A 24,128-nucleotide genomic window follows, 5' to 3' on the forward strand; every position below is an offset into this window, starting at 1 on the left:
TAAATGTTATCTTTTTAAAACATTAATGGCAATATTTCTGCCCATTGACTGCATCAGCGCAAGATTGATCCAGCACAGCCCAAGCTGTTCCAGCAGCCCTGCTTTGTCACTGCCACCGAAATCATAACAATTGGCAAAGCCCAGATCCTTTGCCAGTTGTCTGACCACTTCCTTTGCCCTTTCACTGTCACCGGCAACAAAGGTATCCAGCCCGCCGGGGTTCGCCATATTTTCAAAGCCAGTGTTATTAAATGCTTTTACAATGTGCTTGCACTCAGTAAGATTGCGTAAAGCATCAAAGGCAGTTTCAAACCCCTCCAGGCCGGAACGAAAAGCATTCGTTGGATCAATGATAATTTTTTCCGCCGCGCCTTTTAGATACTTCACCAAAGAGGGCACAGCTCCAGGCGGTACGGACAGTACGATAACGGCTCCCCTTTCAATCGCTCCGGGTATGTTTTCAACCGAAATATTTTTGTCCCGCAAGAGATCTTTATCTTTAAAAGTATCTACATCTCTCACCCCTATACTAATCTCATGGCCTGCTTTGGCCCACCCTCTTGCTAATGCCGTGCCGACATTCCCGGCACCAATGATGGTTATTTTCATTTTAATGTATTTACAGTTTACAAATATATAGTTAATGCAACAACTATTAAATTAAAAGCTTACTCAGGATTGCCCATAATTTTATCTAAGACCAGCCTGCATGCCTCAAGTTCACTTTCTGAAATACCCATGGTGCACTGCGATTCCGTTTCGGCCGCAATAGCTAATAATGGCCGCTCCATTTTTTTTACATGCTTGGTGAGAAACACTCTTTTGCTTCTGCCATCTTCGGGATTGTCCATCATAATTACCAGTTTATTTCGCTCCATATTTCTCAATATTCTCGTTATCCCCGGCTTATCTTTAAGCGTGGCTTCGCATATTTCGGTAGGTGTTTGCCCGTCCCGGTCAAACAGACAGGCCAGTACCACCCATTGCTCTGAGGTTAACCGATAGCCCGCATTTTGAAGCTTCTGCTGCAAAATCCGGTTCATATACTTCCCGGCATTATTGATATGATGCGCCAATAAATGCGCTACTTTTCTGTTTTGATGGAAGTCGCTCCCAATTTGTTTCATAGAATAAAGGTATAGGATATAATTTAATTAACCAAACAACTAAATTTACCATCAGATAATCCGACCGCCTTCTGACATAAAAGATCCTACCGGTCAACAGTTGTTCATCCGTTTTCACAGAATTGAATCCCCTGGCATTAGACAACCGGCCAAAACCATAGCTTCATTCACCCAAAGCTTTTAATTCAGTCTTTGTCAGCAGGATGTCTCCACTACTCCACTCCCAACCTCGCCTGAACGAACCCAAAAATGCCGGAAGGATGTCATGATAGGCCCCTCAACCCAAAAAAATAGCTATATTCGTATACGTTTTTAATCCACGATAAGATGCATTATAAAAATCATGCGATACTGGTCTTTTTGGCGGTGCTGCTTGTTTGCTGCAGTAAAAGTGATCAGCCCAAGGACGGTTCATTTAACGGAAAAACATACAGCAAACAGTCGGTGGGTAAATCCGCCCGTGATTTGCTTTCCGCTGCACCCTTTACTTCCTTGAAAATAGAGCTCCAATATACACCCGACTATAAACCGGATGACGGTGTGATCAGCGCAGTCAAAAATTTTCTGAAAACCCGGCTGAATAAACCAGGCGGCGTTTCCATAACGGAAACGCAGATACCCTCCCTGGAGAAAAACCAGGTTTCCACAGATGAGGTCATTTCGGTAGAAGATCGGTACAGAACACAGTATGCCGGTGACCAAGAAATAACTCTATATGTAGTCATTGCGGATGCAGATTATACCGACAATTCGGTTTTGGGCTTTACCTACCGCAATACCTCCATATGCCTTTTCGGCAAAACAATCTACGACAATTCCGGTGGCATCGGACAGGCGAACCGGGCACAACTTTTCACTACGGTTCTGGAACACGAGATCGGTCACCTGCTCGGCCTTGTTGATATCGGCTCATCGATGCAGGTCAATCATGTGGACGAAGCCCACCCCGATCACTGCAACAATAAAAACTGCCTGATGTACTATGCGGCAGAGACCACCGATATTCTCGGGTTTCTCATTGCAGGCAATACGCCTGTTTTGGATCAGAACTGCCTAAATGACCTGAAAGCCAACGGAGGAAAGTGACCCGGCAAACTATAAACTATCCAGCAGTGCGGGCCGCTTTTGTATGCCACGGCCATTTATGAACCGCGTAGCCCCGCAAACGGCGGGTTTTACTTAGGATTGGCAGACAAAATTTTTCAAAGTACATAGGGAATGATGGCCTTCGTATTAGCCTTGTAGCCGGCATATTCCGCCCCGAATATCCCGGTCAGTAAATGCTCCTCCTTCTTGAGTTTTAGCCATAACGACACAAAAACGATAACAACGGCCAGTATACCCCTATAATCTCCTACTATTAGTGCATTACCGGTAAATAGCAGTAGCAATCCTGTATAAATGGGATGTCGGATCAGGCTGTAAATACCTGACTTTATTAACTCATGTTGCTTCTTTTGTGCTACCGATACACTCCAGTTCCTGCCCAGCAAATAGCGTGCATAACAAACAACTGCTCCGCCAACAATACAAAAAGAAAGGCCAATAAAGCCAACTGTGTTCGTGTGTGCCACAAAATTTTCCCTTAACCAGCTATGCCCGTACCAATTACCCGGGCCCAATAACAATATCGCAATGATGATGGGTAGCCAATACAGGGCAAAACGCTTTACCAAAGACTCCTGACGCGTGGTCTTTTTAGCCCTGAACGCCGAAAGGACCCAATAAATGATAACAGTCAGCCATATAACTCTTAGCACGATTTTTATATACTCACTCATTGGGCTATATTCTTTGGTTGTTGGTTAATTTTATCACAGCGCGTCCCCCATCTGTTTAAAAACTAAAGCGTAAATGTAGAGAAAAATGGGGATATTCCGTCCTGTAGCTATACTCCCGGCAATATGGGGACAGGTTTATCTCCAATAAGCAAAACCGTCTCCTTTCTGGCGTATATTCCCATCATAGAGAAAGATAACCCGTCCGTCAGCGTCTTCATCGCCTACATTATACTGCCTCCCGTCAGCAGGGATAACGGCAAGATACCAGCTATTATTGACGTATTCCGTTCCGATCAACAGATAGTTGCCGTCTGGTGAAAACGTGCATGCCTTTTCGTGCAGATCACTTCCGGTAATCTGTGCCAGATTACGGCCGTCACTATTCATCATCCAGACATGGCCGCCCCGGGTAAAGGCCACCTTCTTCCCATCAGGACTGACCACTAAAGCATCCCAGGCCCTGTAACCGATATTATCCACCGTTTTGATCAGGGTCGCTGCTGTAAAAGCCGTGTTACTTAAATAAATATGATCGCCAATCGTAAATAGCAGGGAGTTATCAGGCATCCAGGCATGACGTGTCACATTTATCCGGAGCTTTGTCTCACCAAGTTCATCGAGATTAGCTAATACATCTCCTTGTTGGTTGAGGATTATAATTCCATCATCAAAGGTCGGTTCTACAGCGATCATTGTTTCATCCGGAGAAAGTAAACCGTAAGAATCCTCCCTCTCTGTAGGGTAATACTTGAATTGGTAAACGACGTCTAAATCACTGACCCGTATATTCGTATACTGATTGGCATCGTAGTCGTGATCAGGGGATGCAGTAGCATACAGAAGTTGCTTTGCATCACGACTGATATCCCATCCGTTACGGCGAACATCTGATGCTAAAATACTGACGCTTTCGCCCGTTCTTAAATCCATTTTCAGGATACCGTCTGTCGCCCAGTCAAAATAAAGGCTGCCTGACAAATTATACCCCTGTCCTTCCCCTGGATGCGCCGGCGTGTTTTTTTTACTGCAGGAAGCACAGCACAGTGCAATACAGGTTATAAAAAGAAGAATATTTTTCATTATTGGATAAAATAGATATGTAAAACCTAATGATGCACGTTGTAGAAAACATATCTGTCAAACCAATGCGCGGGGGTGATTTCCCTTCGCATAGAAACAACAAGGGCGATAAATATATCACTACAAATATCACAGTTAATACCAGGCCGGGCAATACCTAGAAATAGGTATTTTCTGATTTACAGGTATTTCCTAACGGCCGAAACAGATTGCGTCTGTTTAACGTAAATATCGTAAGGTTCCATATTTGAGGCAGCATATTTCAGAATCCAGAAAAACGATTAAAAATGGAGATATTTCAGAAAAAATAATTAAAAAAAATCTACATACCTGAAACGCCCCTACCGGATGATCTAATGGCATTTCAAGTAATCAACTGCTATTCCAAACCGAAATCTACTCTTTTAAATTTATCGGCGAATCAAGCGCCTATCCTTGTTTCCCGCTATCTTTTGTCTCCACTCCGGTTCCTTCAGGCGCCTATACCATCAGTACAATGCCGTCAAAAAATCAAACAATAATGCGTAGCTTTAACTGGAATTCCTGCTGCACCGAATGTGAAACGTAAATAATGAATGAATAGGGTTGTTCACAACCAAGGTTGCAAAACCCGGAAAATGAGCCTAAGCGATGAAAAGACGAATGCTACACCGTTCAATGTGCTGCTTTGCCCTGCTTACCGTTATGGCAGCATGCAAACAGAGCGCCAGGCAGTCACCCACTGCCGGCGCAGTGAACAGCAGCCAGGCGATAAACGCCCATACACCTGTCATGCATGCGCATCAGCGCAAAGTAACCCAGGATAGCCTGTCAGAAACAAGACCAGAAAGCGATTCCGTTTTCATCCAGGCCTGGAAATTATTTGCTCATGCCGTAAAACAGGGTAATATCCAGCAGCTGAAAAAGTGCATAGCTTTTCCGCTGCTGGGAGCAGGTGCCAGCTGTTTACCTCATGACCGGCTGCAGGATCCTAAGCAGGATACAACAGGCATCAATGAAAAACAGTTTGAAGCCCTCTACGCTGAGATATTTGACCGGCAGGCTATCCGGTGTATCACCGCTCCCCTGTCAAAAAATGACCCTATCCGGATATGGCAGGACACCGGTATGGTCAGCCGGCTGATTGCGAGCAAGCGTGATCCGGCAACGCAGGTCTATGTCTATCACATTGAATATATGAAAGGCAACCGGGAGGGCGGCAAATACTTCATATTTGCCAGGTTCCATGGCCACTATAAACTCGCAGCGCTTTTATATGATGGAATGCTTTTGTAAGGCTGCCGGCCATCGCCGGACTGAGCCCGCTTTTGCACGTATCAAACCCGGCTTTTTCACAAAGGTGAAATGGTCCCGAAAAGACTTTTAAACTCCCTTATAAACGGATCAATCTGTGTGGATTTCGGGAAAGTTCTTACTTTGACGTTTCCCTGCGATGTTTTTACCAGCACATCCGACTCTACCCTTTTCCCCCTTTGATAATGTGTCGCAACAAAAACGTCCAGCGGATCCGACAAGCTATATCTCTTGCTATAAAGACCAAACAGGTACTGTTTGGTCATCTCATGGCTCGCGGGAACAATCTTGATACGGACCACCCCGATGGCCAGCCAATACAGCGACAAGATCACCCATGCGGGTGCCAAGGACCGGATAGCCACATTAAAAGACTGAAAATCAAAAATATACCCTCGCGCAAACACTGAAATACTCCAAACCAATAATACAGCACCCATGATCAATATGAACGAATTGATGGCATGCGTAACAAATCCATCCTGTCGCTGTTTAAAAAATTTCCGTTCCATGCTAGTAAAGGATTTGGTTAATAACCGGTAAGATTCTGGCTTCAAATTCTTCCGCGTTTTTATTTTGGTTGGCAAACAGACCACCATACCGGGGCATCAGCCTATATCCCTGCCCGTGCCGGTCTTCTTTTAGCAGCATTACATAATAATCACTCTTCCCTGGTGCCGTTACCTTTTCAAAGCGATCAATCTGGCTTCCCTCAAAGGTACGGGTGGACAGGAATTTGGGCACCGTCACCCTTTTATTCGTTAAATCGAACACCGCGTTTTGCCGGGACTGAAAATAGGCATACAAGGCAGCACATAGAGAAAGCAAGGCAAACAAATACAGTAGCAGAGCGGCCTGCGGCATGGTCAGCGCCATAGCCAGGCTGATACCCAAAATAACAAGCCAGGCCACTATCCGGAGGTTCATTTTAGATCTTGCAAACAAATCAATTTCAACTCTGTCATGGGTAATAACGTATTTCATCATCGAAAGTTTTATATGTAGCCTTAAACGAACTGCACTGTATGTCCCGAAGCCTGTCCTGACTAGCAGCAAATCTAAGAAATAATCATGCGGGTCATAGAGACTACAAGTTTATTCATTTGTTCTGATATCAACAAAAAATAGTTCTTACAAAGGTGTATGTCTCTATGAAAACCCGTGCGCTTTTCACCCACTTAAACCCAAATAAACGCTTACCCTATTCCACTGTAATCTCTTCAATAGCAAGATTTTTTCTAATCTTCTTCTGTCATTACTTGTGCTATACGTTGAATGAGTTCTTGATTATTTGATTCGTAACTGATGTCACTGGTAGTGTAACTGCTTAAAGAAATGGCTTTGCAGACGTCAGTTAATTCCCCTTTTTCGTATGTTTCAGAAGATTTAATTAATTGACTTGAAACCTCTGCCCTCGATTTCTTTAAAGGAATTTCAATCAAATCTATCCCTAGATGACCTCCAATCCACAATAGAATTTCTAAACTGAAATTATTTTCTTTACCCTGGACCCATTTATTAACCAGTTGCGGACTTACATCCATTTTTTCCGCCAATTCTCTTTGACTCTCGTCCTAATTCTTTCAGGCGCTTCAAAATTAAAATTTAAATTTTTTGCGCGGCTCTTCTTAATTTCCCTTTGGCATTTTGTTCCTTGGCCCACTGCATGGTGTTCGATTCGTCCTCAGACACCAGTGCCAAAAACTTCTCCCGGTTTGTCATAACTATAGTTTTTTATGAAAACTTAATTGCCCTGCTTAAGGGCTATCTTTTCTTCTTATCGGCAATTTTCTCAATATCTCCGCGTAGCATTAATGGTTCATCCGTCTACGTTCTTCCAGCCAGCAACCCGAATAGCTCAAAGGTAAATATAAATCAATAGAGATCAATTTTCCTGCAAATTCGCGGCCACTGAATTCTTATATGTAACAATACACATCATATACTCCTGGGATCCGGCTTTAACGGCATACGGGCACATTTTTCAACCTCAATGGCCGCGCATCCAAAATCCTTCACCACTTTACCCTGTATCAGGTACACGCCGTTACCCTGCAAGGGAAACTGTTTTAACTGCGCCGGAAAATGGATCGTATCTATAAAATCACCGTTCACATCCAGAAAAGTCCCAAACTTCATGACCGCTCCGGTTTTGGTACGCACCTGCTTATCGCAGACAAAATCACCGACAACCCGGACGGTCAGCCCTTCCAGGCCTGTTAAATCCTTTCCGCTCGCCGTTCCCCTGTAATCGCTTTTTAAAAGGTCGAACATACTGCCGGACACGGGAAATCCCAGCAGTTCAATTTCATCATAGAGATCTTCCAGCAGGCTGGTTTCCAGTTTGGGCAACACCGGCTTTTTTGCGGTGTTTTCAAAAAGACTGGCCTGCCGCTGCGGCTTATAGCTGCTCAGGAGTAAATGCGCCTCCCAAAGCAACTCTTTTTTTCCGGTACCCATATGGCGAAAAGCCCCCGAGCGGATGAGAATGATGAGCTGCTCCAGCCCGGCGCCCGTTCGGAGCGCGAAGTTCTCCAGACTGGTATAGTCTCCACCACGGAGCCACTGTTCAGCGATACGTGCCGACAAGTCACCCTCCAGGTTCAGTATCGAGTCAAAACCCAGATAAATATCCTTACCCGAAATAGAGGCGCCCAGCACACTTCTGTTAACACAGGGAAGGCCAATCACGCCGCCTGCCTTTCTAGCCTCATTGACATACACTTTTCTCTGATAAAAGCCTCCATAGTTATTTAAAACCGCCACCATAAACTCTCTGGGGTAATAGGTTTTCAGAAAGAGACTCTGGTAGCTTTCCACGGCAAAAGAAGCACTATGGGCCTTATTAAAGGAATACCCGGCAAAGCTCTCCATCTGCCGCCAGATCTCTTTAGAGGTTGTATCCGGATAGCCAGCCCTCAGGCAGTGATCAAAAAACTTATCCCTAATGGCATCCAGTTGTTCCGTATTGCGGGTCTTGCCGCTCATCATCCGTCTAAGCACATCCGCGTCGGCCAGATCCAGCCCGCCGTAATGATGACCAATCTTCATAACATCTTCCTGGTACACCATCACCCCGTAGGTATCTTGCAGCTGCTCTTTAAATACCCGATGCGGATAAACCGCTTTATCCGGATCGAGATGCCGTTCAATATAAGCTTTCATCATGCCGGAGGCAGCCACCCCGGGGCGGATTATCGAACTGGCTGCCACCAGCGTCGGATAATTATCACATCGTAGCTTGGTCAGCAGTTGCAGCATCGCAGGGCTTTCAATATAAAAACAGCCAATCGTGTTAGCCGACCTTAGCTGGGCAGCCATCTTTTCATCGGAGAAAAAACGACGCGGATTGTCCGTGCTGACAATTTCCCCCAGGTTTTGCCGAATCAGCTCCTTACAGTCCTTAATATGCCCGATCCCCCTTTGCGAAAGGATATCAAACTTCTCAAAACCGATCTGCTCCGCCACATACATATCAAACTGTGCCGTCGGCAGTCCTTTGGGCGGGTAATCCAGAGCGCAATAACTGGTCATAGGGCGTTCAGAAATTAATACGCCTGAAGCGTGAATGGTCCTTTGGTTCGGAAAATCAGCCATCTGCTGATAGACTGAAAGTATCATATCCGTGACCTCGTTTTTATTCGCTGTATGCTCCGGCTCATGAATGAGCCGGTCAATCTCAGCCTTCGGCAGGCCATAGACCTTGCCGAGCTCCCGGATACTGCTTCTGGAGCGAAAAGTACTTGTCGCCCCCATGAGCGCCACATGGCCCGCCTGATAGCGATGCATGATATAGTCATATATATCATCCCGGTTATTCCAGCTAAAATCCACATCAAAATCCGGTGGTATTTTTCGTTTCGGATTCAAAAAACGCTCAAAATATAAATTCAGCGCGATGGGGTCCACATCGGTTATGCCCAGACAATAGGCAATAATACTGTTGGCGCCGCTTCCTCTGCCGACATAGTGATAATTTCTTGTTCTGGCATAACGGCAGATATCATCCGTAATCAGAAAATAGGCGGAAAAGTTTAGATTGTCGATAATGTCCAGCTCTTTTTGAACGCGGTCAAAAGCCGTTTTATCGTCCTTCCCGTACCGCCTGTAAAAACCGTCCATGGCGTATTTATGCAATAGCCTTTTGTCATCAGACCGGTTACCGGTAAAAGTCTTCTTATTCTTTACTTCATCAAAATCAAAATTAAAACTACAGGACCGGATCAGCTGACGGGTGTTATCAGTCAGCCTCGGAAAATCGCTGTAGGCCTGCAAAAGCTGCTCCTTTGGTATCATGGCCTCATCCCTACACCCAGCCTGTTCTTTTTGCAGCTGTGAGATCAGGATATTATGATCAATGGCGCGCAGTTGCAAATGAAGTCTATAATCCTCTTTGTGAAACGAGACAGCCGACAAGCAAACATATTTACTATAGTTCGAAACGGGTTCCATACGGATTTTACTCAGCTCACCCGGACGGATACCGATAAATTCATTTTCCTTCAGCAAAGGCACCGCCCGTTTGCCGTAAGGATAGATGACAAATGCATCCGGAAGTTCCGGTGCAACGGCGGGCAGCGCCTTTTTCTCTCTATTGGCCCCAGTCATCAGCTCATTTAACTGTTTAAAGCCTGCCAGGTTCCTGGCAATACCGATATAGAGCAGTTCATTGCCATTGCGGTATTCCATACCTGCTATTCCATTGAGGCCTTTATCCCGGGTAAGCCTTATAAAATCCAGTACTGCGGAGCTGTTATTGATATCCGTCAGCACCGCGTTCTCATAGCCCAGGGCCATCATATCCTCAACGATCTGCTCCAGGCTCAGCGTCCCGTAGCGTAAACTGTAATAACTATGAACATTTAATAGCATATTATTCCCCTGATTTTATTAAAAAACGGAAGCCCGCATGACTTTATCCCTGCCGAAACGGCTCCGGATGCCATCCATGGCCTGCATCAGATTAAGCTCTTCTTCTACATCGCTGAACAGATCTATCTGATAGGCTCCGCCGACCAGATCACTTAATTTAATCCCGATCAGCCGGATCAGCATTCTTCTGGAATACAGCTTTTCAAAGAGTTGCATGGCTTTTTCCAGCAGGATCTTTTCTGACGAGGTATAGCCGATTTTCAGTTGCCTGGTAAAAGTTTCAAAATTGGAATAGCGGATCTTGAGGGTGATACAACCGGTTACCCTTTTTCCACTTCTCAGATCGAAAGCCAGTTCATCAACCATCCCGGCGATCACACGCCTGAGTCGGGTCATATCAATCGTATCACGTTCAAAAGTGTTTTCCTTGCTCATGCTTTTTTGTTCACTGTAAGGAAGTACGGGTGCTTCATCTACCCCGTTAGCCTTCCGCCAGATGGAAACGCCGTTCGCCCCAAGTACCCTGTGCATGGTTTCCGGTGGCATTTCCTGTAAGGTCTGAATCCTGGAAATACCCATATTACGCAGCTGCAGATAGGTCTTCTCTCCTACCATCGGTATTTTACGGATCGAAAGCGGCGCCAAAAAAGGCTTTTCCCCTCCGCTGTCCACCTTCCTCTCATTACAGGGCTTGGCTTCACCGGTAGCGATCTTAGACACCGTTTTATTCACCGAGAGCCCAAAAGAGATCGGTAGACCCGTTTCCTTGATGATCCTTTGCCTCAGCTCCCTGGCCCATTTCCAGGAACCAAAGAATTTATCCATACCGGTTATATCCAGGTAATGCTCATCAATACTGGCCTTCTCTACCACCGGTGTCCTTTCTTCTATGATTTGGGTGACGATCCTGGAAAACCGGCTATATTGATCGTGATCACCCCGCACGATAATACCCTCCGGACAAAGCTGCCTGGCCAGCCGCATCGGCATGGCCGAATGCACGCCAAACCTTCTGGCCTCATATGAGCAGGAAGCGACAACGGCCCTATCGGAAAAACCGCCCACAAGAACAGGTTTTCCAATCAGCTCACTGTTTAAGAGCCGCTCCACCGACACAAAGAATGTATCCAGATCACAATGCACGATTTGCCGTTCCATGCTACATTTATTTTGGCATTCATAATACCGCAACACCGGTTCTCAAAGAACCATTCCTGCTGCGAAGCTCAGAAAATAATTTTAGTAAACAAAATTAATTTTATTAGCACTTAAATGAATATGGCCCAATAAAATATAATAAATTGATCGTCAAACACAGATATTTTTTATTAATAAACCTCTACAATATTGTTGATGACCAATCAATTGAATATCTTGTTTTGATATTAACCCTAAGACAATTCCTGAGAGCTGGTTCCCATAGGAAAAAGGCATGCCCCTTATCCCTGTTTACTAAATTAAAGCTCCGCCGGATATGGTATACCGCCGCACTTTATCGCTTGCAGACTAGGCAAAATCCCATAAAATAGTTATATTCGTTATATATATTACTTTCATAAACACCAGTGGACATGGAAGAGACTTTTACACACGTCAGGACGATGATCAGTATCATACTCGGTTTCAGTGTGGCACAGCTGCTAAAAAACAGCGTCAAGCTGATCGATCATAACAAAATCTTCAAACCATACCCCCTGCACCTGCTTTGGGTGTTTTATGCATTCCTGCTCATCATTCACTTCTGGTGGTGGGAAGCCCGCCTGCGGGATGTCGCGACCTGGAACTTTCTGGAATACCTGTTTCTTATCCTGTATACCGCGATGTATTTTGCCCTCTGCGTCCTGATATTTCCAGATTCCATCAGTGAATACAAAGGCTTCAAAGACTATTTCTTTTCAAGAAAGCATTGGTTCTTCTCCTTTCTGATCACTGTTTTTGTCATGGATTTTGCAGATACCCTCTTAAAGGGAAAAGATTATTTTTATACCCTGCACCGGGAATACCCTATCCGTAACGGCATACACATTCTGCTATGCCTGGCGGGCATCCGTTATAACAATATCCGGTTTCAATACCTGCTACCCATCCTGTTCATCCTCTATGAATTTGTCTATATTTTCCGGCACTACTTTGTTTAAGATCAAAAAAAACCGCTCCGGCCGATTAAGAAGCGTTTCATCACCCGTATAGGTCCGGTTTGATGATTGCACTCGTTGCGGCAAATTTTCTGTCATTGGCGTGCGCCTAACTTTTTTATCTTTTTTGGGAAGTTTTCTGTCATTTTTTAGGTATTTCAATGAAAACTGTATTATCTTTGTTCCAGCAGCAAACATTGAATGGTCGCCATCCATCAAAATGCGCTGCTGATTGTTTTAGCCTACAATTATTGCCGGATTTACCATTTTTTATAACAGCAGGCACTTTGACAGTGTCTGGTATAAAATTATTGCACTACGAATGATATGCCTTATGTATGCCCAAAAAACACCCCGGTTCCTATGGAATGTATGTTAACAGGTGGGGAAAACTGACCAGTCATGAGGTTCAGGAAAGACCAGATTCCTTAAAAGGTTATAAGAAAGAAGCTGGATCCATACAGACTGCCGCTCGACCGCTCAGTAATCGACAACGTGCAGACCTCAAGAAGGATCTTGTTTTCAAACTACTGCTGGGCAGCGAGCAGTATAAAAAGGAAGTCATACTACCCTTTCACAAAGCCTTCTGGGGGCACCTAACCACTATCCGTGATCTGACACCGGCCATTCCCCCTTTAACAGCCAGCACTGTTGACACCAGAACAGTCAATCCGGATGTTGTCTGGCAAGACCCGAAGACAGGGGCTGTTTTCCTAACGGAAATGCAAAGGCGGAGACAGGAATTCTATAGCCAAAGAATCTCCTTGTATGAGGGGAGGTTCGGGCAACGTTTGCCATTCCCGGTAGTAAATGGGACTATAACCAGGTTCCGGTCTTTGTATTGGGCATAGCGAATTTTAATTTGTACAAGCAAGGCCCGACCGATTATCTGCATGAATACGCGAGCATCAACATTGCAGATCACGGTGATATGTTGACCGGTAAGGACTTCAAAATGCTGGCTGATCTGAAAAAAGCAAAAAAGGTGACACCAGAGCGCTCATCAGAACGATATAAATGGATTTACCTATTGAACAATTTTCATAAGTTGAAAAAGACACCCGATTTTTTAAGGGGTAGTTATTTTGAAAGGGTTATTGAAATTGCTAACAAATTAAACAGAACTAAAATGGAAGAACTAATGGATTTTATCTCGGATCTTCACGCGCAAGACCGTCAAAAACGTGCATGTGTAGAAGCCAAAGCAGAAGGAAAAGTTGAAGGGAAAGCAGAATTGATCCAGAATTTCATCGAAAACCGTCCCAAAGGGTTTAAAATTACGGCAGCGTCCATTGCAGCGCTGTTTGGTGTTGATGAACAAATGGCACAATCAGTTTTATCAGTTTAGATGAGATAACTGAAACATCAGTGTCTATAGTTGATTTAGCCGACGGGACCAGCAGATCAGGGAGAAGCCATCAGTAAGAGCTTCTCCTCTGATTTGACCGCCAACATCCAATAAAAACCTAAACGCTAGATCATAATCGATGTGACGGCATCTGAGCATTACAGTCGACTTAACGGACAAGCATATAAAACACTTAAGAACAAACAAAAAAATATGTCTACAGCACCCAAATATCCTATGGAAGAACTAATGGATTTTATCTCGGAACTTCATGCGCAAGACCGTCAAAAACAAGAATATGCAAAAGCATACAAAAAAGCATACAAAAAAGCATTCGCAAAATCCAGAGATGAAGCCATCCGGAAATTCATCCAAAACCGTCCCAAATGGTTCAAAGTTACGCCGTCGTCAATAGCAGCGCTATTTGGGATCAGTGAAAAACAGGCACAATCAATTTTATCAGTTTAGATGCGATAACTGAAACATCGGTGTCTAAAGCTGATTTAGCCGCGTGGGCCAGCAGATCAGGGAGGAGCCACCGGTAAACCCTCCTCCCCTGATTTGACTGCTGAATTGCATTGGTAGTGGTGTCGCAAAACAGAAGGGATCATTCAGCTTATGCCCAGTTTTCCAGGGCCATTATAGCTGTTGCGAACTTAAAAGGCAAACTTCAGCAACCCGATATGGATGTGTTAGTGTTATGATGTGACTCAAAAATCTCGGCAGTGCCCAACACCCTTAAAAGACAATTAATCACTCTTGGTAGCCCCCAGGTTACAATTTTAACCTGTAAATTGAATGACGATCGATGTCAAAAGGCCAGTATGGCCTCTAACTCTTCGTTTACTGTTCCGCCGGGAATTTCGAGATGTCCATATAAAAAACTTCCCAGGTGTGTCCGTCAAAATCTTCAAGGGTTCGCTGTTGCATAAACCCATAATCCTTTACTTCATTAGGTTCGATGCCGCCCGCTTTTAACCCGTCTGCCATAATCTTATTCATCTCGTCTACACTGTCTGTTGAAAGAGAAAAAAGTCCCGCTATATTCGACTTTGTATCGGCAATAGGCTTAGTGGTGAAGCTTGAAAACTTTTCGTGCGTCAAAAGCATGACGAAAATGGTGTCACTCCACACCATGCACTTTCCTACATCGTCAGAAAACTGTGGATTATTGGTAAATCCTAAAGCGGTATAAAGATCCATCGATTTCTGAAGGTCCTTTACCGCCAAATTGATAAAAATCTGTTTTGCCATTTTACTTAATTTAATTTTATTGTTAGGATCCGATTTTCTGTTCTATTCATCAATATATGTCGCTCCGGAGATAGACCATGAGTCCCGGAGGGGCCGCTGTTTACAACTGCGCCATACCCAATATCCCGCAAAAAACAAACAAGGCCAACAATGCCCTTCCTCTAGCAAGGCAATTGTCATTAAGATTTATAACTTTAGCCCGCTATTGAGCGGTACACCACAAAATTGATATAAATAAAGATACTTGATCCCATGTAATTTGGACTTTGTACGATGCCGATTTAGACCCGATTTAATAATTATTTAGCTTTCATTGCCCAAAGCCTCTCGCAAACGCCTACAGTAATTCACGAAACAATATAATATACCTATATCATGACAGCTGTCTACGAAATGCACAAAAAACTATCCAAATCGCATTATTTTATAACAAGTCAATTTGCTTCAGCTTCCTGGTCACAATTGATGAATAGTTCTCTTTATAGGCATCTGTCAGGAAACTTCTTTCAATCCAATCATCGACTTGCTTAGCGCATCTTGCAAATTCCTTATAAATATTATCCCTGACGGGGTTAGCAATACCTATATTCTGAGCAAATAGATCGACATCCGAACGTTTGATTTTTCTTTTACGGCCCCCTAAGGTCAACGCCAGATCTTCCTTGTCCTCGGGGTAAACCAGATTAACATTTAAGAGGTCGTACGCCGGCGCAATCAAAATACCCTTTTCAGTATGCACCAGGGAAAAATTCTTCAAATGCATATCATTGTTGCCCGTTAAAAAGCTGAATAATACGAGCCTAAAATATTGTATAACAACTAACCCTGAATTTGTCGCGTACTGCCTGATCAGCTTTCCGACACGCTCATACGAACTTTTATACTTTTGCTCTGTCAGTAATTCGGACAGTTGACACAAGTCCTCTGTATGGATTTTCTTTCCTTTCTGCCGGTCAAACCGTTTCGTAATATAAGCCAGCTGACCAGTCGAAGTAGGGATCAGCGCATGCTTGGCTGTTTCAATGTTAAATAACGCAGCTAAGTGCATGGTCAAATCTTCAACCTCAGGCACACAAGGAAAGTCTGCAGTGTCAGGTTTGAGGATATAGTCTCCCCATAGCCCCACCGATGTCAATCTCTTATTCCCCTTTTCTCCATTTAGTATAAGTGATATTTTAGGTTGCACTCCTGTTATAGCCATTCGCTCATGAACAATAAATTGCGCCAGGATATTTAATTTCTCCTGATCGAGTTCCAAAACCGGAATTTGCGAGGTTCCAAAAAACTTCCTGGAACACGCAGCGTGATACTCTCCTGTTTCAACAGACTTATAACAAAACAGACAATTATTCATGCGTCTCCGCCTCCACCGGATAGACTGCAACAGCACCAACTGTATCTCTACAAAGGTTAATTAATAATTCAAAACGATCACGAGGATTAAGCTTCCAGTGCTTTTCTCCAATTTCCAGTAACCAGCCCTCGGGAATCAAACCATCAAAAAATGGGAAAAGCACATTACTATGATACGTCTTTTCTGATAAGGGGAGGGTCAGACTGATAGGCTTTGCATCTTTCATTGCCAGATACTCAAGTGAATATTGAAAAGAATATCCATTATCACCCTCTACTAAATAGCCAGCTAAATTGCCTTGAAAATATATTTTTGCTTGACGTGCCATCAGTCTCCATTTTGATCAACTACTCCGATTTCTTTACCAAACAAGGCCAACACATCGTTTACTTTATCTAATCGAAGTGTCTTTTTATATATATATAGGAGCACAGTTTCAATTACATGAGAGCCGATATAACACCCAATACAGCAACGGCTTACGGAAGCGTAAAAAGCTGACAGCCCCCGCAGGCTTTTTGTTCACGGATAAAACCTACATCCTAATATCCTTCATTCTCTGTCAGATTTGTGTTTTTAATAAGTTCATCAGAATTAATTGGATAAAGAAGATAATGTTCATTGATGCTTGCAGCCCCCTCAGGGTTACCTCCGCGACAGATTTTACGGCTTCTATTAACTTACTTGATCTTTGGAGATCCTAACTACGGCAAAACTCACCGGCAAATTCAATAGCGTTTTCACCCATAGTCCCTTGCTGCATGATCTGTTTGAAAAGCGTTCCGATAGGTTGCAGGCCGGCCCGGTTTCTCAACATGTTCAGCGCATCCTGTGGCTGGCTCCGCATATCCAAGCTGATTTTCCGCTTCCGCTAAAATCATATAGTCGTCTGCCAGACGACAAAAGGGAATGACTATTCTTGCCACTTTATTACGAGTAACAAAATTTCATTAGGACTATTACGGCCTCATAACAGCGAATTTTCGGGGGACATGGATCGTCTGACACAGAACAATTGAGGTAAAACACTTCGTTGAAAGCACGATTATCGCCTTCTTTTATTTTCGATAACAGATAGTCCATGATAGAAATGTTTTTAAAAACTAAGGTTTGCAGTCCTCGTAATTTTGCCGTCAATAAAAAGTATTATAAAAATTTAACTCAAGACCCCTGTAATTTAAGCTCCAATTAGTTACAAACTATTTTCAGCGAAAAAAATATAACTGATTTCCGGACTTTTCTGCCCATTAGTATCAACTCTTTTCCGCTCGTTCTTTTTCTATTTGAAGGATATTATTTTGAATGTCCTTCATTATCCACTCGGCCCACCAACTTGCATAAAAATTAATTGTGGTGGTTAGCTTAAAATGACTGAATAAATGAAGCCTGTAAGTTTTATTATCTAACTTCTCCAGTTCGTAGGTTCCGCTTAATACATCAAAGTATTTCCCTCCAATGACAATGTGCTCGTCCATAGTTGTTGAGGGTATTTCATAAGGAAAAGCTTTAATAGAAAATACCATTTTCTTTTTATCGACGTATTCAGATACCGTTTCATGAAATACCAGTCCCTTGGTAAATTTTGCCTCTCTTGTTGCACCTACGCCGTTATAGTTAAGAACCGCCTCAACCGGTCTCGGCATACCTAATAATCTTGTTAACCAACCCTTATCCTGTCTCTGGTTGATTTCTCCGACTCTGGTTATGTTACTCCATATCTTATCTGCGGGTGCATGAATATCAATGTATGTATCGGCTTCATATGTGCCTGGAATTGCTCCGATCAGGCTTTCTATCGGTGACATAAAGAAAGGAAGTAAGACAATCAACGAAATATATGCTTTCGTACGTCTTTTGCGTAGTTTAAAATAGCCACCAATCAATCCACCTATAGAGGCTGCAATAAGAAATAAAGGCAGAATCATAAGCCAGCAGGCCCAACCTTCCAACGAAACCAGAAGTGTAATAATGAAAAAAATAAAAATCGGTATCCAAGGAACAAAAATCCGATAAGAAATATTTCGAACTTTTTCCTCACTGGAAAAATAGACTGTCAATATGCCCACAATAGTAGGTAGACAGCATAAGAAGGAAACAGACATTACTGAAAATAAATCACTCCATTTTTCGATTCCAAAGAACAGCCTTAAGATGATCGCATAAAGTGTCGGTATACCGATGACAATAAGCATCTTTGTTAGCCAGGGTCTATTCATCATTTGTTGTTTATTTTGAAAAAATACTTTTCAATTAAGAATTTTTTTTTGACATCTTACCTTTTGCATAGAACTATTTCATCATGCAACTTTAATAACCTACTTGTTATAGCAGTAAGCACACTCTTGAGAAATCTTATATACGATTTCATTTTCAGTATTTGATTTGCAACTAATCAGTAGAATAAAAGCAATTATGCCAAAACATGCTCTTTTCATCATTTCGAAGTTTCTTATGAACAAACTAAATACCCCGATACGAATCGCTGTTCTTTAAGAATGTTTATTTATTCCGTATCGGGAAGGATTTTGTATTTCGATACACGGCAGCCACTGCAAAAACCAAATTCTTCATAAACGCTCGTTTTATTCAACAAAGGCAAAACTTCTTTTACCGTGATTCCGGTAACGCTGCGAAAAGCGAATTCTTTTCTACTTAACACTGGTTTTGCCAGTTATCAATATTTGCTAGTCCAACATATAAAATAGGGTTATGGCAAGTTTGCTATTATTTGGTTGCAGGGATTGTTATACATCCCGGCAATCCGCTTTAACCTCATCATTTCTCCCGACACAATATTAATTCATTTTCTAGACACTCAAATTCTTTTTATTAAAAAACTAATTTGGGATTTGTCGCACATATTAATGCATCGCTATTTCTCGCTCTACCAAACAAATTAAAACAACCTTTAATATAAAATATGGCTCATTTAGTACAGGCGAATCATACAGTTTCAAATGGCGGCGCGCCTAAAGTCGGACCATATGCCGATTAAAAATATATCGTGATGAATATCTTGATGAGGCATCACGTCAGCGGCTTATCATAACATAATAGTGATAAGCCAAGAAAAAGAGTGATCTTTGATTTGTTAAATTTGCTATTCCGAAGGTTAAATGCACCATCTACCGGAAAGGCGTAGTAGAGTTTAAACGAAAAATACAAATCGATGAAAATTCTCATAATCGTTACCAATGTCGACAGGTATGCCAGCGGACAACTGCCGACCGGGCTCTGGCTAAGCGAGCTCACCCACATCTATCATAGCGCCACCGGCCAAGGTTATAAAATAACTATTGCCAGCCCCAGAGGCGGAAATACGCCGATCGACCCGGAAAGCCTGAAGCCCTTTGTACTAGATAAAGTCTCTAAACAGTACTTTGAAAACAGGGGTTTTATGGCATTGCTCGAGCAGACCGCTCCTCTTGATGGAATAGCAGACCCATATTTTGACTGTGTTTATCTTACCGGCGGGCATGGCACCATGTATGATTTTCCGGATGATATTCATATACAAGCGATCATCAAGGATCAGTACGAAAATAACCGACTGGTCGCCGCCATATGTCATGGTGTAGGCGGACTGTTGAATGTAAAGCTTTCGGACGGTGAATACCTGCTCAAAGGCAAAACCATCACCGGATTCGACTGGTTTGAGGAAACGATCGCCCGCAGAAAAAAAGAAGTGCCTTTTAATCTTGAAGCGGCACTCAAAGCAAGAGGAGTTCATTATAAGAAAGCATTCATACCCATGACCTCCAATGTGGTGGTGGATGGCCATCTGATTACGGGGCAAAACCCCTTTAGCTCAAAGCAAATGGCAAAAGTAGTCATGGAACAACTGAATAGATAAATGGGAGCAATTGTCAGACTGCGTTATTTGGGCTGCAGCCCCCATTTCTTTATGAGCTCAGCATTGAGGCCGCCCTCCTTTTTGTTAGGCTTTCCCTTGCCTGTGGTTATTAAATCTTTCAGACTACCCTGGATATAACTCGTCCACGCATCATGGCAGACCTTATAACACTCGTATTGAGGGACTAAACCCTCGTGCGTAAATTGAAGCTGGGTTTTTCCGCCTTTTCTTGATATGTCAAAGATGATTTTCGTTCCCTTCCATTCGGTTTTATCCTGCGTAAAATTAAAGTAGTTATCCAGTACCAGCCATACCACTTTTTTACCTGGTATGAACGTAACTATCTTCAGTTTGCAGATATGAACATCTTTATAATGATACAAAAATTCCGCATTAGGCTGATTTGTGGCTCCTTCAATGCTTTCTGACCACCACCCACGTACATTATTAATCGCATTGAAGACCTGCTCCCGGCTTTGATCCACCAGAAACGTAGTCCGGAAATTTTGGTCAAGCGCTTTTCTAAATTTTACGTCGACTGAATTTTCAGTACTAACCGCTTGCTGTGCATTGGCGCCAAAACAAGCCGCGAGCATAGCCATTATAACACCAATTATATGGAATCTTTTACTTTGCATATTCATTTTTCTAATTTTTGACGATTATAGTTATTTTATTTTCTATCATAGGACATACCTCCCAGGAGGCAAAAGCAGAGCTGATAATAACACTGCTTCATCTGAGGCTCACAAATGTGACGGCGCAGTATCGTTATGCAGGTTCGACTCCTCAGATTTTTTTGCGAGTGGCAACAGAAATTTGTCCAGGTATTGGCTCCAGGCGCTGGTGCAGCGATCAAAACATTCAATCCCAGGAACCAGGCCCTGATGCGTAAATCGAACCGCTGTCCGGGCGCCCTGCTTTGAAATCTCAAAACACAACTTTGTTCCGATCCATTCTCCCTTATCTTCAAGAAAAGAAAGACTGCTATCCGTAACGACCCAGACAGCCTTTTTGTTCGGAGTGAGTTCCACCAATTTATGTTTAGAGTAGTGGATGCCGTCTCCGGCCCGAAAGCTAAACTCCTCATTGAGCTTGTCGGAGTGACCTTCAATCTCTTCAGAAAATAGACCCGACCACCAGCCCCGGACATCGATTAGGGATTTAAATATCTCTTCTGGTGTCTGATCTATTAGATAGACGCGCGTAAAATCTTGCTTCTTCATGGCTTTTTTTTTTAATAATTAATATGATTACACTACAAAGCTATTATCTTGTTGCCGGTTGAATGGGTGGCAAAACAGACTTTTTGAAGGGTCGATTTGGACAATAGGGCTTCCAAATTGAGCAATAGATCCAATAAGCAGTTAAATAAAGTAAAAACGGCTTGTGTGCTTTCGGGAATCAGCCCTGTTCCACCGGTTGCCTGGACGTTTTTCACAAGCGCCTCTAATAACTAATCAGTATTCGTTCTACTAACGAAGAAATTCATTAAATTGCTATGCATAAACTCGTCATTATGTTATATTTATCAACTAAAGACCCCCCTAAACCTAACATACACGAAAATAGGCTGTATATCCGTTGTTAAAAAGCGGTATGGCCAATCATACTGCGGTCAAAGAAATGACGATGCAGCAAGAAGAGAAAGGATTAAATTATAAACTTCCAGCAAAATAATAATGAAGCAGTCATCTAATAATATATGGACAAGAGCAGAACACTATTTCTCTCCTATTGATTTTGCGATGGTTATGGCCACCGGCATTTTATCTATTGCGGCCTTATTAGAGGGATATACCTGGCTGGCCTGGCTTTTATATTATACAGATGTTTTCCTGTTTATCGTTTTGTTCATTTTTATGTTGCGAAGGTTATTAGTGGAGTGGCCTCTCTTTATAAAAGACTTTATGAGTTATGAAAAAGGGCCGGGTGTCTTCACTTTCATTATAGCTATGTGCATGATCGGCAATCAGGTGATTCTCTTTAATAGTTGGCAGACGCTGGGGCAAGTTATATTGACTGTAGCTGTTATGACCTGGATCATTGTCAATTACGGTTTCTTTTTCTTTGTAACGACCACCAACCGGAAGAAAAGTCTGAAAGATGGCATTAGTGGCAGCTGGCTGTTAAGTGTCGTTTCTATACAGGCAATCGCCGTACTTATTATCTATTGTTCAAATCAGAGCGAAACCGGGCTTTTTATTGCAACTTGTTTATTTTTTACCGGTAGTGTTTTCTATCTCTACCTGATGTCACTCATTATTTACAGGATCTCATTTTTCGAATTACATGCCCGGGATCTGGGTGCTGCCTATTGGATCAATATGGGCGCCACGGCCATTACGGCACTAGCCGGTTCTTTGCTCCTTTTAAACGGCCACGAATTTCATCTGATCGTCGCCTTAACTCCTTTTATTAAAGGATTGACTTTACTGTTTTGGTCTGCAGGAACCTGGTGGATTCCGCTTTTAATCCTGCTAGGCATCTGGCGGCATGTCATCCGGAAAGTAAAAACGCCCATCACAGCCAGCGGTTATAGCCCGACATACTGGGCATTTGTCTTTCCTCTGGGGATGTATACCGCGAGCACCTACCGGCTTTCTGAAACACTGGATCTGGCCTTTTTAAAGATCATCCCCGACTATTTTATCTTCATTGCAATGGCCACATGGTGTGCAGTTATGACAGGGCTTATCAGACATCTTTTAGAAAAGAACAAAATAAACGGGGCTATCTCTTAATAGGACACCCTCAAAGATAACAGCAGCTGTGAGCTGTTCCTTAAAGTCCCTGATATACGCTCGCCTCTGTGATCCTGGATGTGGCATTCAGTCTAAAAATGAAGCCTGTGTAAAGGCGCTCTGATTTAGAGTCTGCTTCCGATCGCTGAAAGCAATAAGAAGCCAAAACAATAGAGAGCGCCCCAACCAGGGAGTTAAATTGCCTTTTATGACAGCATTTTTCGATTTAGGTTACAAATTCAAATGCTTGTTCTACGGCCTTAATAGCCTTAGGCATGGCAGTTTCCTTGAGGTCAGGAAGCGCAACACCTTCCACCCTGAAGACAACTAGGTCTTGTATGCCGATAAAGCCCAGAATATTTCTCAGATATTTCTCTGTAAAGTCAAAATCTTTCAGGGCGCCTTCTGAATAGACACCGCCGGAAGCGATCGCCAGGTAAGCCCTTTTGTTTTTTACCAACCCCTCAATACCGCTTTGGCTATATCGAAAAGTTACGCCAGCTCTTATTATATGATCTATCCAGGCCTTTAATGACGACGGAATTGAAAAGTTATACATGGGAACATCGATAACTATTATATCCGATTGCATCAATTCTTCAATGAAATCATTGGAGTACTGAATCGCGGTTTTCAATTCCTCCGACAGCTGTTCTACCGGCGTTGCAAAAGCGGTAAAATGGAGGCCGTTTAAATGCGGGATCTCACGCTCGACCAGGTTACGTCTCAGCACCTGGATCTCAGAATAACTCTTCGCCAGATTTTCTACAATGGTATTGCCTAATTGATAACTTTTTGATGCCTCACCGTTGAAACTGGTTTCTAGTCTTAAAATTTTCATTATTTATCTTTTTAATTTCTTGGGCAAATTTCCGAATTAACACTATACCTTTGGTATCTATTACAAAAAGGATAGTACTTACAAAAAGAATAGTATACTATGAATCAGACAGTTGAAAACTGCAGAAAAGCAAAGCTGGCGATAAGAGATACCTTAGATGTGGTGGGCGGAAAATGGAAACTCGTCTTAATATCTGTGCTGGTTGGCGGAAAAAGAGGGTTTAATGAATTGTCAAGGGAAGCAGGTGTTTCACCCCGTATTCTTTCCAAAGAACTACAGGAATTAGAAATGAACGGCCTGGTCAGCAGACAGGTTTGTCATACCAAACCCGTTACCGTTCAATATGAGTTAACCCCTTATTCTAAAACATTGACGGAGGTCCTGACTGCAATGGAAAAATGGGGCACTCAACATAGAAATCGTATTATATCAGGAATGTAAGCTTC

General features: G+C 43.0%; 26 protein-coding genes. 9 read left to right on the plus strand and 17 right to left on the minus strand.

Features of this window, described 5'->3' with window-relative positions:
- Positions 1-6: 6 nt before the first annotated feature.
- Together K9M52_RS18710 and K9M52_RS18715 are read right to left on the minus strand one after the other, a co-directional pair.
- Positions 7-609, minus strand: coding sequence for an NADPH-dependent F420 reductase (locus K9M52_RS18710; protein ID WP_224069966.1), 603 nt, complete (start codon positions 607-609; stop codon positions 7-9).
- 59 nt (positions 610-668) lie between these two features.
- On the minus strand, positions 669-1,127 hold the full coding sequence (locus tag K9M52_RS18715; protein ID WP_224069967.1) for a MarR family winged helix-turn-helix transcriptional regulator: 459 nt from the start codon (positions 1,125-1,127) through the stop codon (positions 669-671).
- Positions 1,128-1,454: 327 nt separating this feature from the next.
- Here K9M52_RS18715 and K9M52_RS18720 point away from each other — a divergent pair, with 327 nt between their 5' ends.
- Positions 1,455-2,213 carry a zinc metalloprotease gene (locus K9M52_RS18720; RefSeq protein ID WP_224069968.1) on the plus strand — a complete coding sequence of 253 codons (759 nt, stop codon included), beginning with the start codon at positions 1,455-1,457 and terminating at the stop codon, positions 2,211-2,213.
- Positions 2,214-2,329: 116 nt separating this feature from the next.
- Here K9M52_RS18720 and K9M52_RS18725 read toward each other — a convergent pair whose 3' ends face one another.
- On the minus strand, positions 2,330-2,908 hold the full coding sequence (locus tag K9M52_RS18725; RefSeq protein ID WP_224069969.1) for a methyltransferase family protein: 579 nt from the start codon (positions 2,906-2,908) through the stop codon (positions 2,330-2,332).
- Positions 2,909-3,043: 135 nt separating this feature from the next.
- Entirely contained in the window at positions 3,044-3,988 is a 945-nt protein-coding gene (locus K9M52_RS18730; RefSeq protein WP_224069970.1) for a TolB-like translocation protein, read from the minus strand.
- A 630-nt stretch (positions 3,989-4,618) separates the two neighbouring features.
- Between K9M52_RS18730 and K9M52_RS18735 the strand changes: the two genes are divergently transcribed.
- Complete coding sequence (locus K9M52_RS18735) at positions 4,619-5,263, plus strand: hypothetical protein (RefSeq protein ID WP_224069971.1); 645 nt, start codon at positions 4,619-4,621, stop codon at positions 5,261-5,263.
- 56 nt (positions 5,264-5,319) lie between these two features.
- Here the strand turns inward: K9M52_RS18735 and K9M52_RS18740 are convergent, their stop codons facing one another.
- From K9M52_RS18740 to dinB, 5 genes are all read right to left on the minus strand, one after another.
- On the minus strand, positions 5,320-5,793 hold the full coding sequence (locus K9M52_RS18740) for a hypothetical protein (RefSeq protein ID WP_224069972.1): 474 nt from the start codon (positions 5,791-5,793) through the stop codon (positions 5,320-5,322).
- Between the two features lies 1 nt (position 5,794).
- The gene (locus K9M52_RS18745) at positions 5,795-6,268 is read right to left on the minus strand and encodes a hypothetical protein (RefSeq protein WP_224069973.1); all 474 of its coding nucleotides are present in this window, start codon (positions 6,266-6,268) and stop codon (positions 5,795-5,797) included.
- A gap of 251 nt (positions 6,269-6,519) precedes the next feature.
- On the minus strand, positions 6,520-6,837 hold the full coding sequence (locus K9M52_RS18750; protein WP_224069974.1) for a helix-turn-helix domain-containing protein: 318 nt from the start codon (positions 6,835-6,837) through the stop codon (positions 6,520-6,522).
- 382 nt (positions 6,838-7,219) lie between these two features.
- Positions 7,220-10,153, minus strand: a complete 2,934-nt coding sequence (gene dnaE / locus K9M52_RS18755) for a DNA polymerase III subunit alpha (protein ID WP_224069975.1) — start codon at positions 10,151-10,153, stop codon at positions 7,220-7,222.
- 18 nt (positions 10,154-10,171) lie between these two features.
- Complete coding sequence (dinB, locus tag K9M52_RS18760; RefSeq protein ID WP_224069976.1) at positions 10,172-11,311, minus strand: DNA polymerase IV; 1,140 nt, start codon at positions 11,309-11,311, stop codon at positions 10,172-10,174.
- 413 nt (positions 11,312-11,724) lie between these two features.
- Between dinB and K9M52_RS18765 the strand changes: the two genes are divergently transcribed.
- The 4 genes from K9M52_RS18765 to K9M52_RS18775 all read left to right on the plus strand — a co-directional run bounded on the left by K9M52_RS18765 (position 11,725) and on the right by K9M52_RS18775 (position 14,104).
- Positions 11,725-12,291 (plus strand): hypothetical protein, encoded by a 567-nt coding sequence (locus tag K9M52_RS18765; RefSeq protein ID WP_224069977.1) that lies wholly within the window; start codon positions 11,725-11,727, stop codon positions 12,289-12,291.
- Between the two features lie 335 nt (positions 12,292-12,626).
- Positions 12,627-13,139, plus strand: a complete 513-nt coding sequence (locus K9M52_RS19055; protein WP_262902412.1) for a PD-(D/E)XK nuclease family transposase — start codon at positions 12,627-12,629, stop codon at positions 13,137-13,139.
- An 11-nt stretch (positions 13,140-13,150) separates the two neighbouring features.
- Positions 13,151-13,636, plus strand: a complete 486-nt coding sequence (locus tag K9M52_RS19060) for an Rpn family recombination-promoting nuclease/putative transposase (RefSeq protein ID WP_262902413.1) — start codon at positions 13,151-13,153, stop codon at positions 13,634-13,636.
- Positions 13,637-13,849: 213 nt separating this feature from the next.
- A complete protein-coding gene (locus tag K9M52_RS18775) occupies positions 13,850-14,104 on the plus strand; it encodes a hypothetical protein (RefSeq protein WP_224069978.1) in 255 nt (84 codons plus the stop codon).
- 375 nt (positions 14,105-14,479) lie between these two features.
- On the opposite strand, the gene K9M52_RS18780 is transcribed toward K9M52_RS18775, so the two are convergent.
- From K9M52_RS18780 to K9M52_RS18800, 5 genes are all read right to left on the minus strand, one after another.
- Positions 14,480-14,890 carry a VOC family protein gene (locus K9M52_RS18780; RefSeq protein WP_224069979.1) on the minus strand — a complete coding sequence of 137 codons (411 nt, stop codon included), beginning with the start codon at positions 14,888-14,890 and terminating at the stop codon, positions 14,480-14,482.
- Positions 14,891-15,314: 424 nt separating this feature from the next.
- Entirely contained in the window at positions 15,315-16,148 is an 834-nt protein-coding gene (locus K9M52_RS18785) for a HipA domain-containing protein (protein ID WP_224069980.1), read from the minus strand.
- Positions 16,149-16,236: 88 nt separating this feature from the next.
- Positions 16,237-16,572, minus strand: a complete 336-nt coding sequence (locus K9M52_RS18790) for a HipA N-terminal domain-containing protein (protein ID WP_224069981.1) — start codon at positions 16,570-16,572, stop codon at positions 16,237-16,239.
- 372 nt (positions 16,573-16,944) lie between these two features.
- Entirely contained in the window at positions 16,945-17,091 is a 147-nt protein-coding gene (locus tag K9M52_RS18795) for a RagB/SusD family nutrient uptake outer membrane protein (RefSeq protein ID WP_224069982.1), read from the minus strand.
- A gap of 406 nt (positions 17,092-17,497) precedes the next feature.
- Positions 17,498-18,463, minus strand: a complete 966-nt coding sequence (locus K9M52_RS18800) for an SRPBCC family protein (protein ID WP_224069983.1) — start codon at positions 18,461-18,463, stop codon at positions 17,498-17,500.
- A gap of 950 nt (positions 18,464-19,413) precedes the next feature.
- Here K9M52_RS18800 and K9M52_RS18805 point away from each other — a divergent pair.
- Entirely contained in the window at positions 19,414-20,097 is a 684-nt protein-coding gene (locus K9M52_RS18805) for a type 1 glutamine amidotransferase domain-containing protein (RefSeq protein WP_224069984.1), read from the plus strand.
- 23 nt (positions 20,098-20,120) lie between these two features.
- On the opposite strand, the gene K9M52_RS18810 is transcribed toward K9M52_RS18805, so the two are convergent.
- Together K9M52_RS18810 and K9M52_RS18815 are read right to left on the minus strand one after the other, a co-directional pair.
- Positions 20,121-20,735 (minus strand): SRPBCC family protein, encoded by a 615-nt coding sequence (locus K9M52_RS18810; RefSeq protein WP_224069985.1) that lies wholly within the window; start codon positions 20,733-20,735, stop codon positions 20,121-20,123.
- 108 nt (positions 20,736-20,843) lie between these two features.
- A complete protein-coding gene (locus K9M52_RS18815) occupies positions 20,844-21,323 on the minus strand; it encodes an SRPBCC family protein (protein WP_224069986.1) in 480 nt (159 codons plus the stop codon).
- A gap of 456 nt (positions 21,324-21,779) precedes the next feature.
- Between K9M52_RS18815 and K9M52_RS18820 the strand changes: the two genes are divergently transcribed.
- Positions 21,780-22,841 (plus strand): tellurite resistance/C4-dicarboxylate transporter family protein, encoded by a 1,062-nt coding sequence (locus K9M52_RS18820; protein ID WP_224069987.1) that lies wholly within the window; start codon positions 21,780-21,782, stop codon positions 22,839-22,841.
- A gap of 226 nt (positions 22,842-23,067) precedes the next feature.
- Here the strand turns inward: K9M52_RS18820 and K9M52_RS18825 are convergent, their stop codons facing one another.
- Positions 23,068-23,682, minus strand: coding sequence for an FMN-dependent NADH-azoreductase (locus tag K9M52_RS18825; protein ID WP_224069988.1), 615 nt, complete (start codon positions 23,680-23,682; stop codon positions 23,068-23,070).
- Positions 23,683-23,781: 99 nt separating this feature from the next.
- On the opposite strand from K9M52_RS18825, the gene K9M52_RS18830 reads away from it, so the two are divergent.
- Complete coding sequence (locus K9M52_RS18830; protein ID WP_224069989.1) at positions 23,782-24,123, plus strand: winged helix-turn-helix transcriptional regulator; 342 nt, start codon at positions 23,782-23,784, stop codon at positions 24,121-24,123.
- Positions 24,124-24,128 lie beyond the last annotated feature (5 nt).

Source organism: Arachidicoccus terrestris (genome assembly GCF_020042345.1).
Lineage (GTDB): Bacteria > Bacteroidota > Bacteroidia > Chitinophagales > Chitinophagaceae > Arachidicoccus > Arachidicoccus terrestris.

What these genes read in the sequence shown, in the direction of transcription:
- K9M52_RS18710 (WP_224069966.1), bottom strand. Translation starts at nt 609, where the DNA reads ATGAAAATAACCATCATTGGTGCCGGGAATGTCGGCACGGCATTAGCA.
- K9M52_RS18715 (WP_224069967.1), bottom strand. Translation starts at nt 1,127, where the DNA reads ATGAAACAAATTGGGAGCGACTTCCATCAAAACAGAAAAGTAGCGCAT.
- K9M52_RS18720 (WP_224069968.1), top strand. Translation starts at nt 1,455, where the DNA reads ATGCATTATAAAAATCATGCGATACTGGTCTTTTTGGCGGTGCTGCTT.
- K9M52_RS18725 (WP_224069969.1), bottom strand. Translation starts at nt 2,908, where the DNA reads ATGAGTGAGTATATAAAAATCGTGCTAAGAGTTATATGGCTGACTGTT.
- K9M52_RS18730 (WP_224069970.1), bottom strand. Translation starts at nt 3,988, where the DNA reads ATGAAAAATATTCTTCTTTTTATAACCTGTATTGCACTGTGCTGTGCT.
- K9M52_RS18735 (WP_224069971.1), top strand. Translation starts at nt 4,619, where the DNA reads ATGAAAAGACGAATGCTACACCGTTCAATGTGCTGCTTTGCCCTGCTT.
- K9M52_RS18740 (WP_224069972.1), bottom strand. Translation starts at nt 5,793, where the DNA reads ATGGAACGGAAATTTTTTAAACAGCGACAGGATGGATTTGTTACGCAT.
- K9M52_RS18745 (WP_224069973.1), bottom strand. Translation starts at nt 6,268, where the DNA reads ATGATGAAATACGTTATTACCCATGACAGAGTTGAAATTGATTTGTTT.
- dnaE (WP_224069975.1), bottom strand. Translation starts at nt 10,153, where the DNA reads ATGCTATTAAATGTTCATAGTTATTACAGTTTACGCTACGGGACGCTG.
- dinB (WP_224069976.1), bottom strand. Translation starts at nt 11,311, where the DNA reads ATGGAACGGCAAATCGTGCATTGTGATCTGGATACATTCTTTGTGTCG.
- K9M52_RS18765 (WP_224069977.1), top strand. Translation starts at nt 11,725, where the DNA reads ATGGAAGAGACTTTTACACACGTCAGGACGATGATCAGTATCATACTC.
- K9M52_RS19055 (WP_262902412.1), top strand. Translation starts at nt 12,627, where the DNA reads ATGCCCAAAAAACACCCCGGTTCCTATGGAATGTATGTTAACAGGTGG.
- K9M52_RS18775 (WP_224069978.1), top strand. Translation starts at nt 13,850, where the DNA reads ATGTCTACAGCACCCAAATATCCTATGGAAGAACTAATGGATTTTATC.
- K9M52_RS18780 (WP_224069979.1), bottom strand. Translation starts at nt 14,890, where the DNA reads ATGGCAAAACAGATTTTTATCAATTTGGCGGTAAAGGACCTTCAGAAA.
- K9M52_RS18790 (WP_224069981.1), bottom strand. Translation starts at nt 16,572, where the DNA reads ATGGCACGTCAAGCAAAAATATATTTTCAAGGCAATTTAGCTGGCTAT.
- K9M52_RS18795 (WP_224069982.1), bottom strand. Translation starts at nt 17,091, where the DNA reads ATGCGGAGCCAGCCACAGGATGCGCTGAACATGTTGAGAAACCGGGCC.
- K9M52_RS18800 (WP_224069983.1), bottom strand. Translation starts at nt 18,463, where the DNA reads ATGATGAATAGACCCTGGCTAACAAAGATGCTTATTGTCATCGGTATA.
- K9M52_RS18805 (WP_224069984.1), top strand. Translation starts at nt 19,414, where the DNA reads ATGAAAATTCTCATAATCGTTACCAATGTCGACAGGTATGCCAGCGGA.
- K9M52_RS18810 (WP_224069985.1), bottom strand. Translation starts at nt 20,735, where the DNA reads ATGCAAAGTAAAAGATTCCATATAATTGGTGTTATAATGGCTATGCTC.
- K9M52_RS18815 (WP_224069986.1), bottom strand. Translation starts at nt 21,323, where the DNA reads ATGAAGAAGCAAGATTTTACGCGCGTCTATCTAATAGATCAGACACCA.
- K9M52_RS18820 (WP_224069987.1), top strand. Translation starts at nt 21,780, where the DNA reads ATGAAGCAGTCATCTAATAATATATGGACAAGAGCAGAACACTATTTC.
- K9M52_RS18825 (WP_224069988.1), bottom strand. Translation starts at nt 23,682, where the DNA reads ATGAAAATTTTAAGACTAGAAACCAGTTTCAACGGTGAGGCATCAAAA.
- K9M52_RS18830 (WP_224069989.1), top strand. Translation starts at nt 23,782, where the DNA reads ATGAATCAGACAGTTGAAAACTGCAGAAAAGCAAAGCTGGCGATAAGA.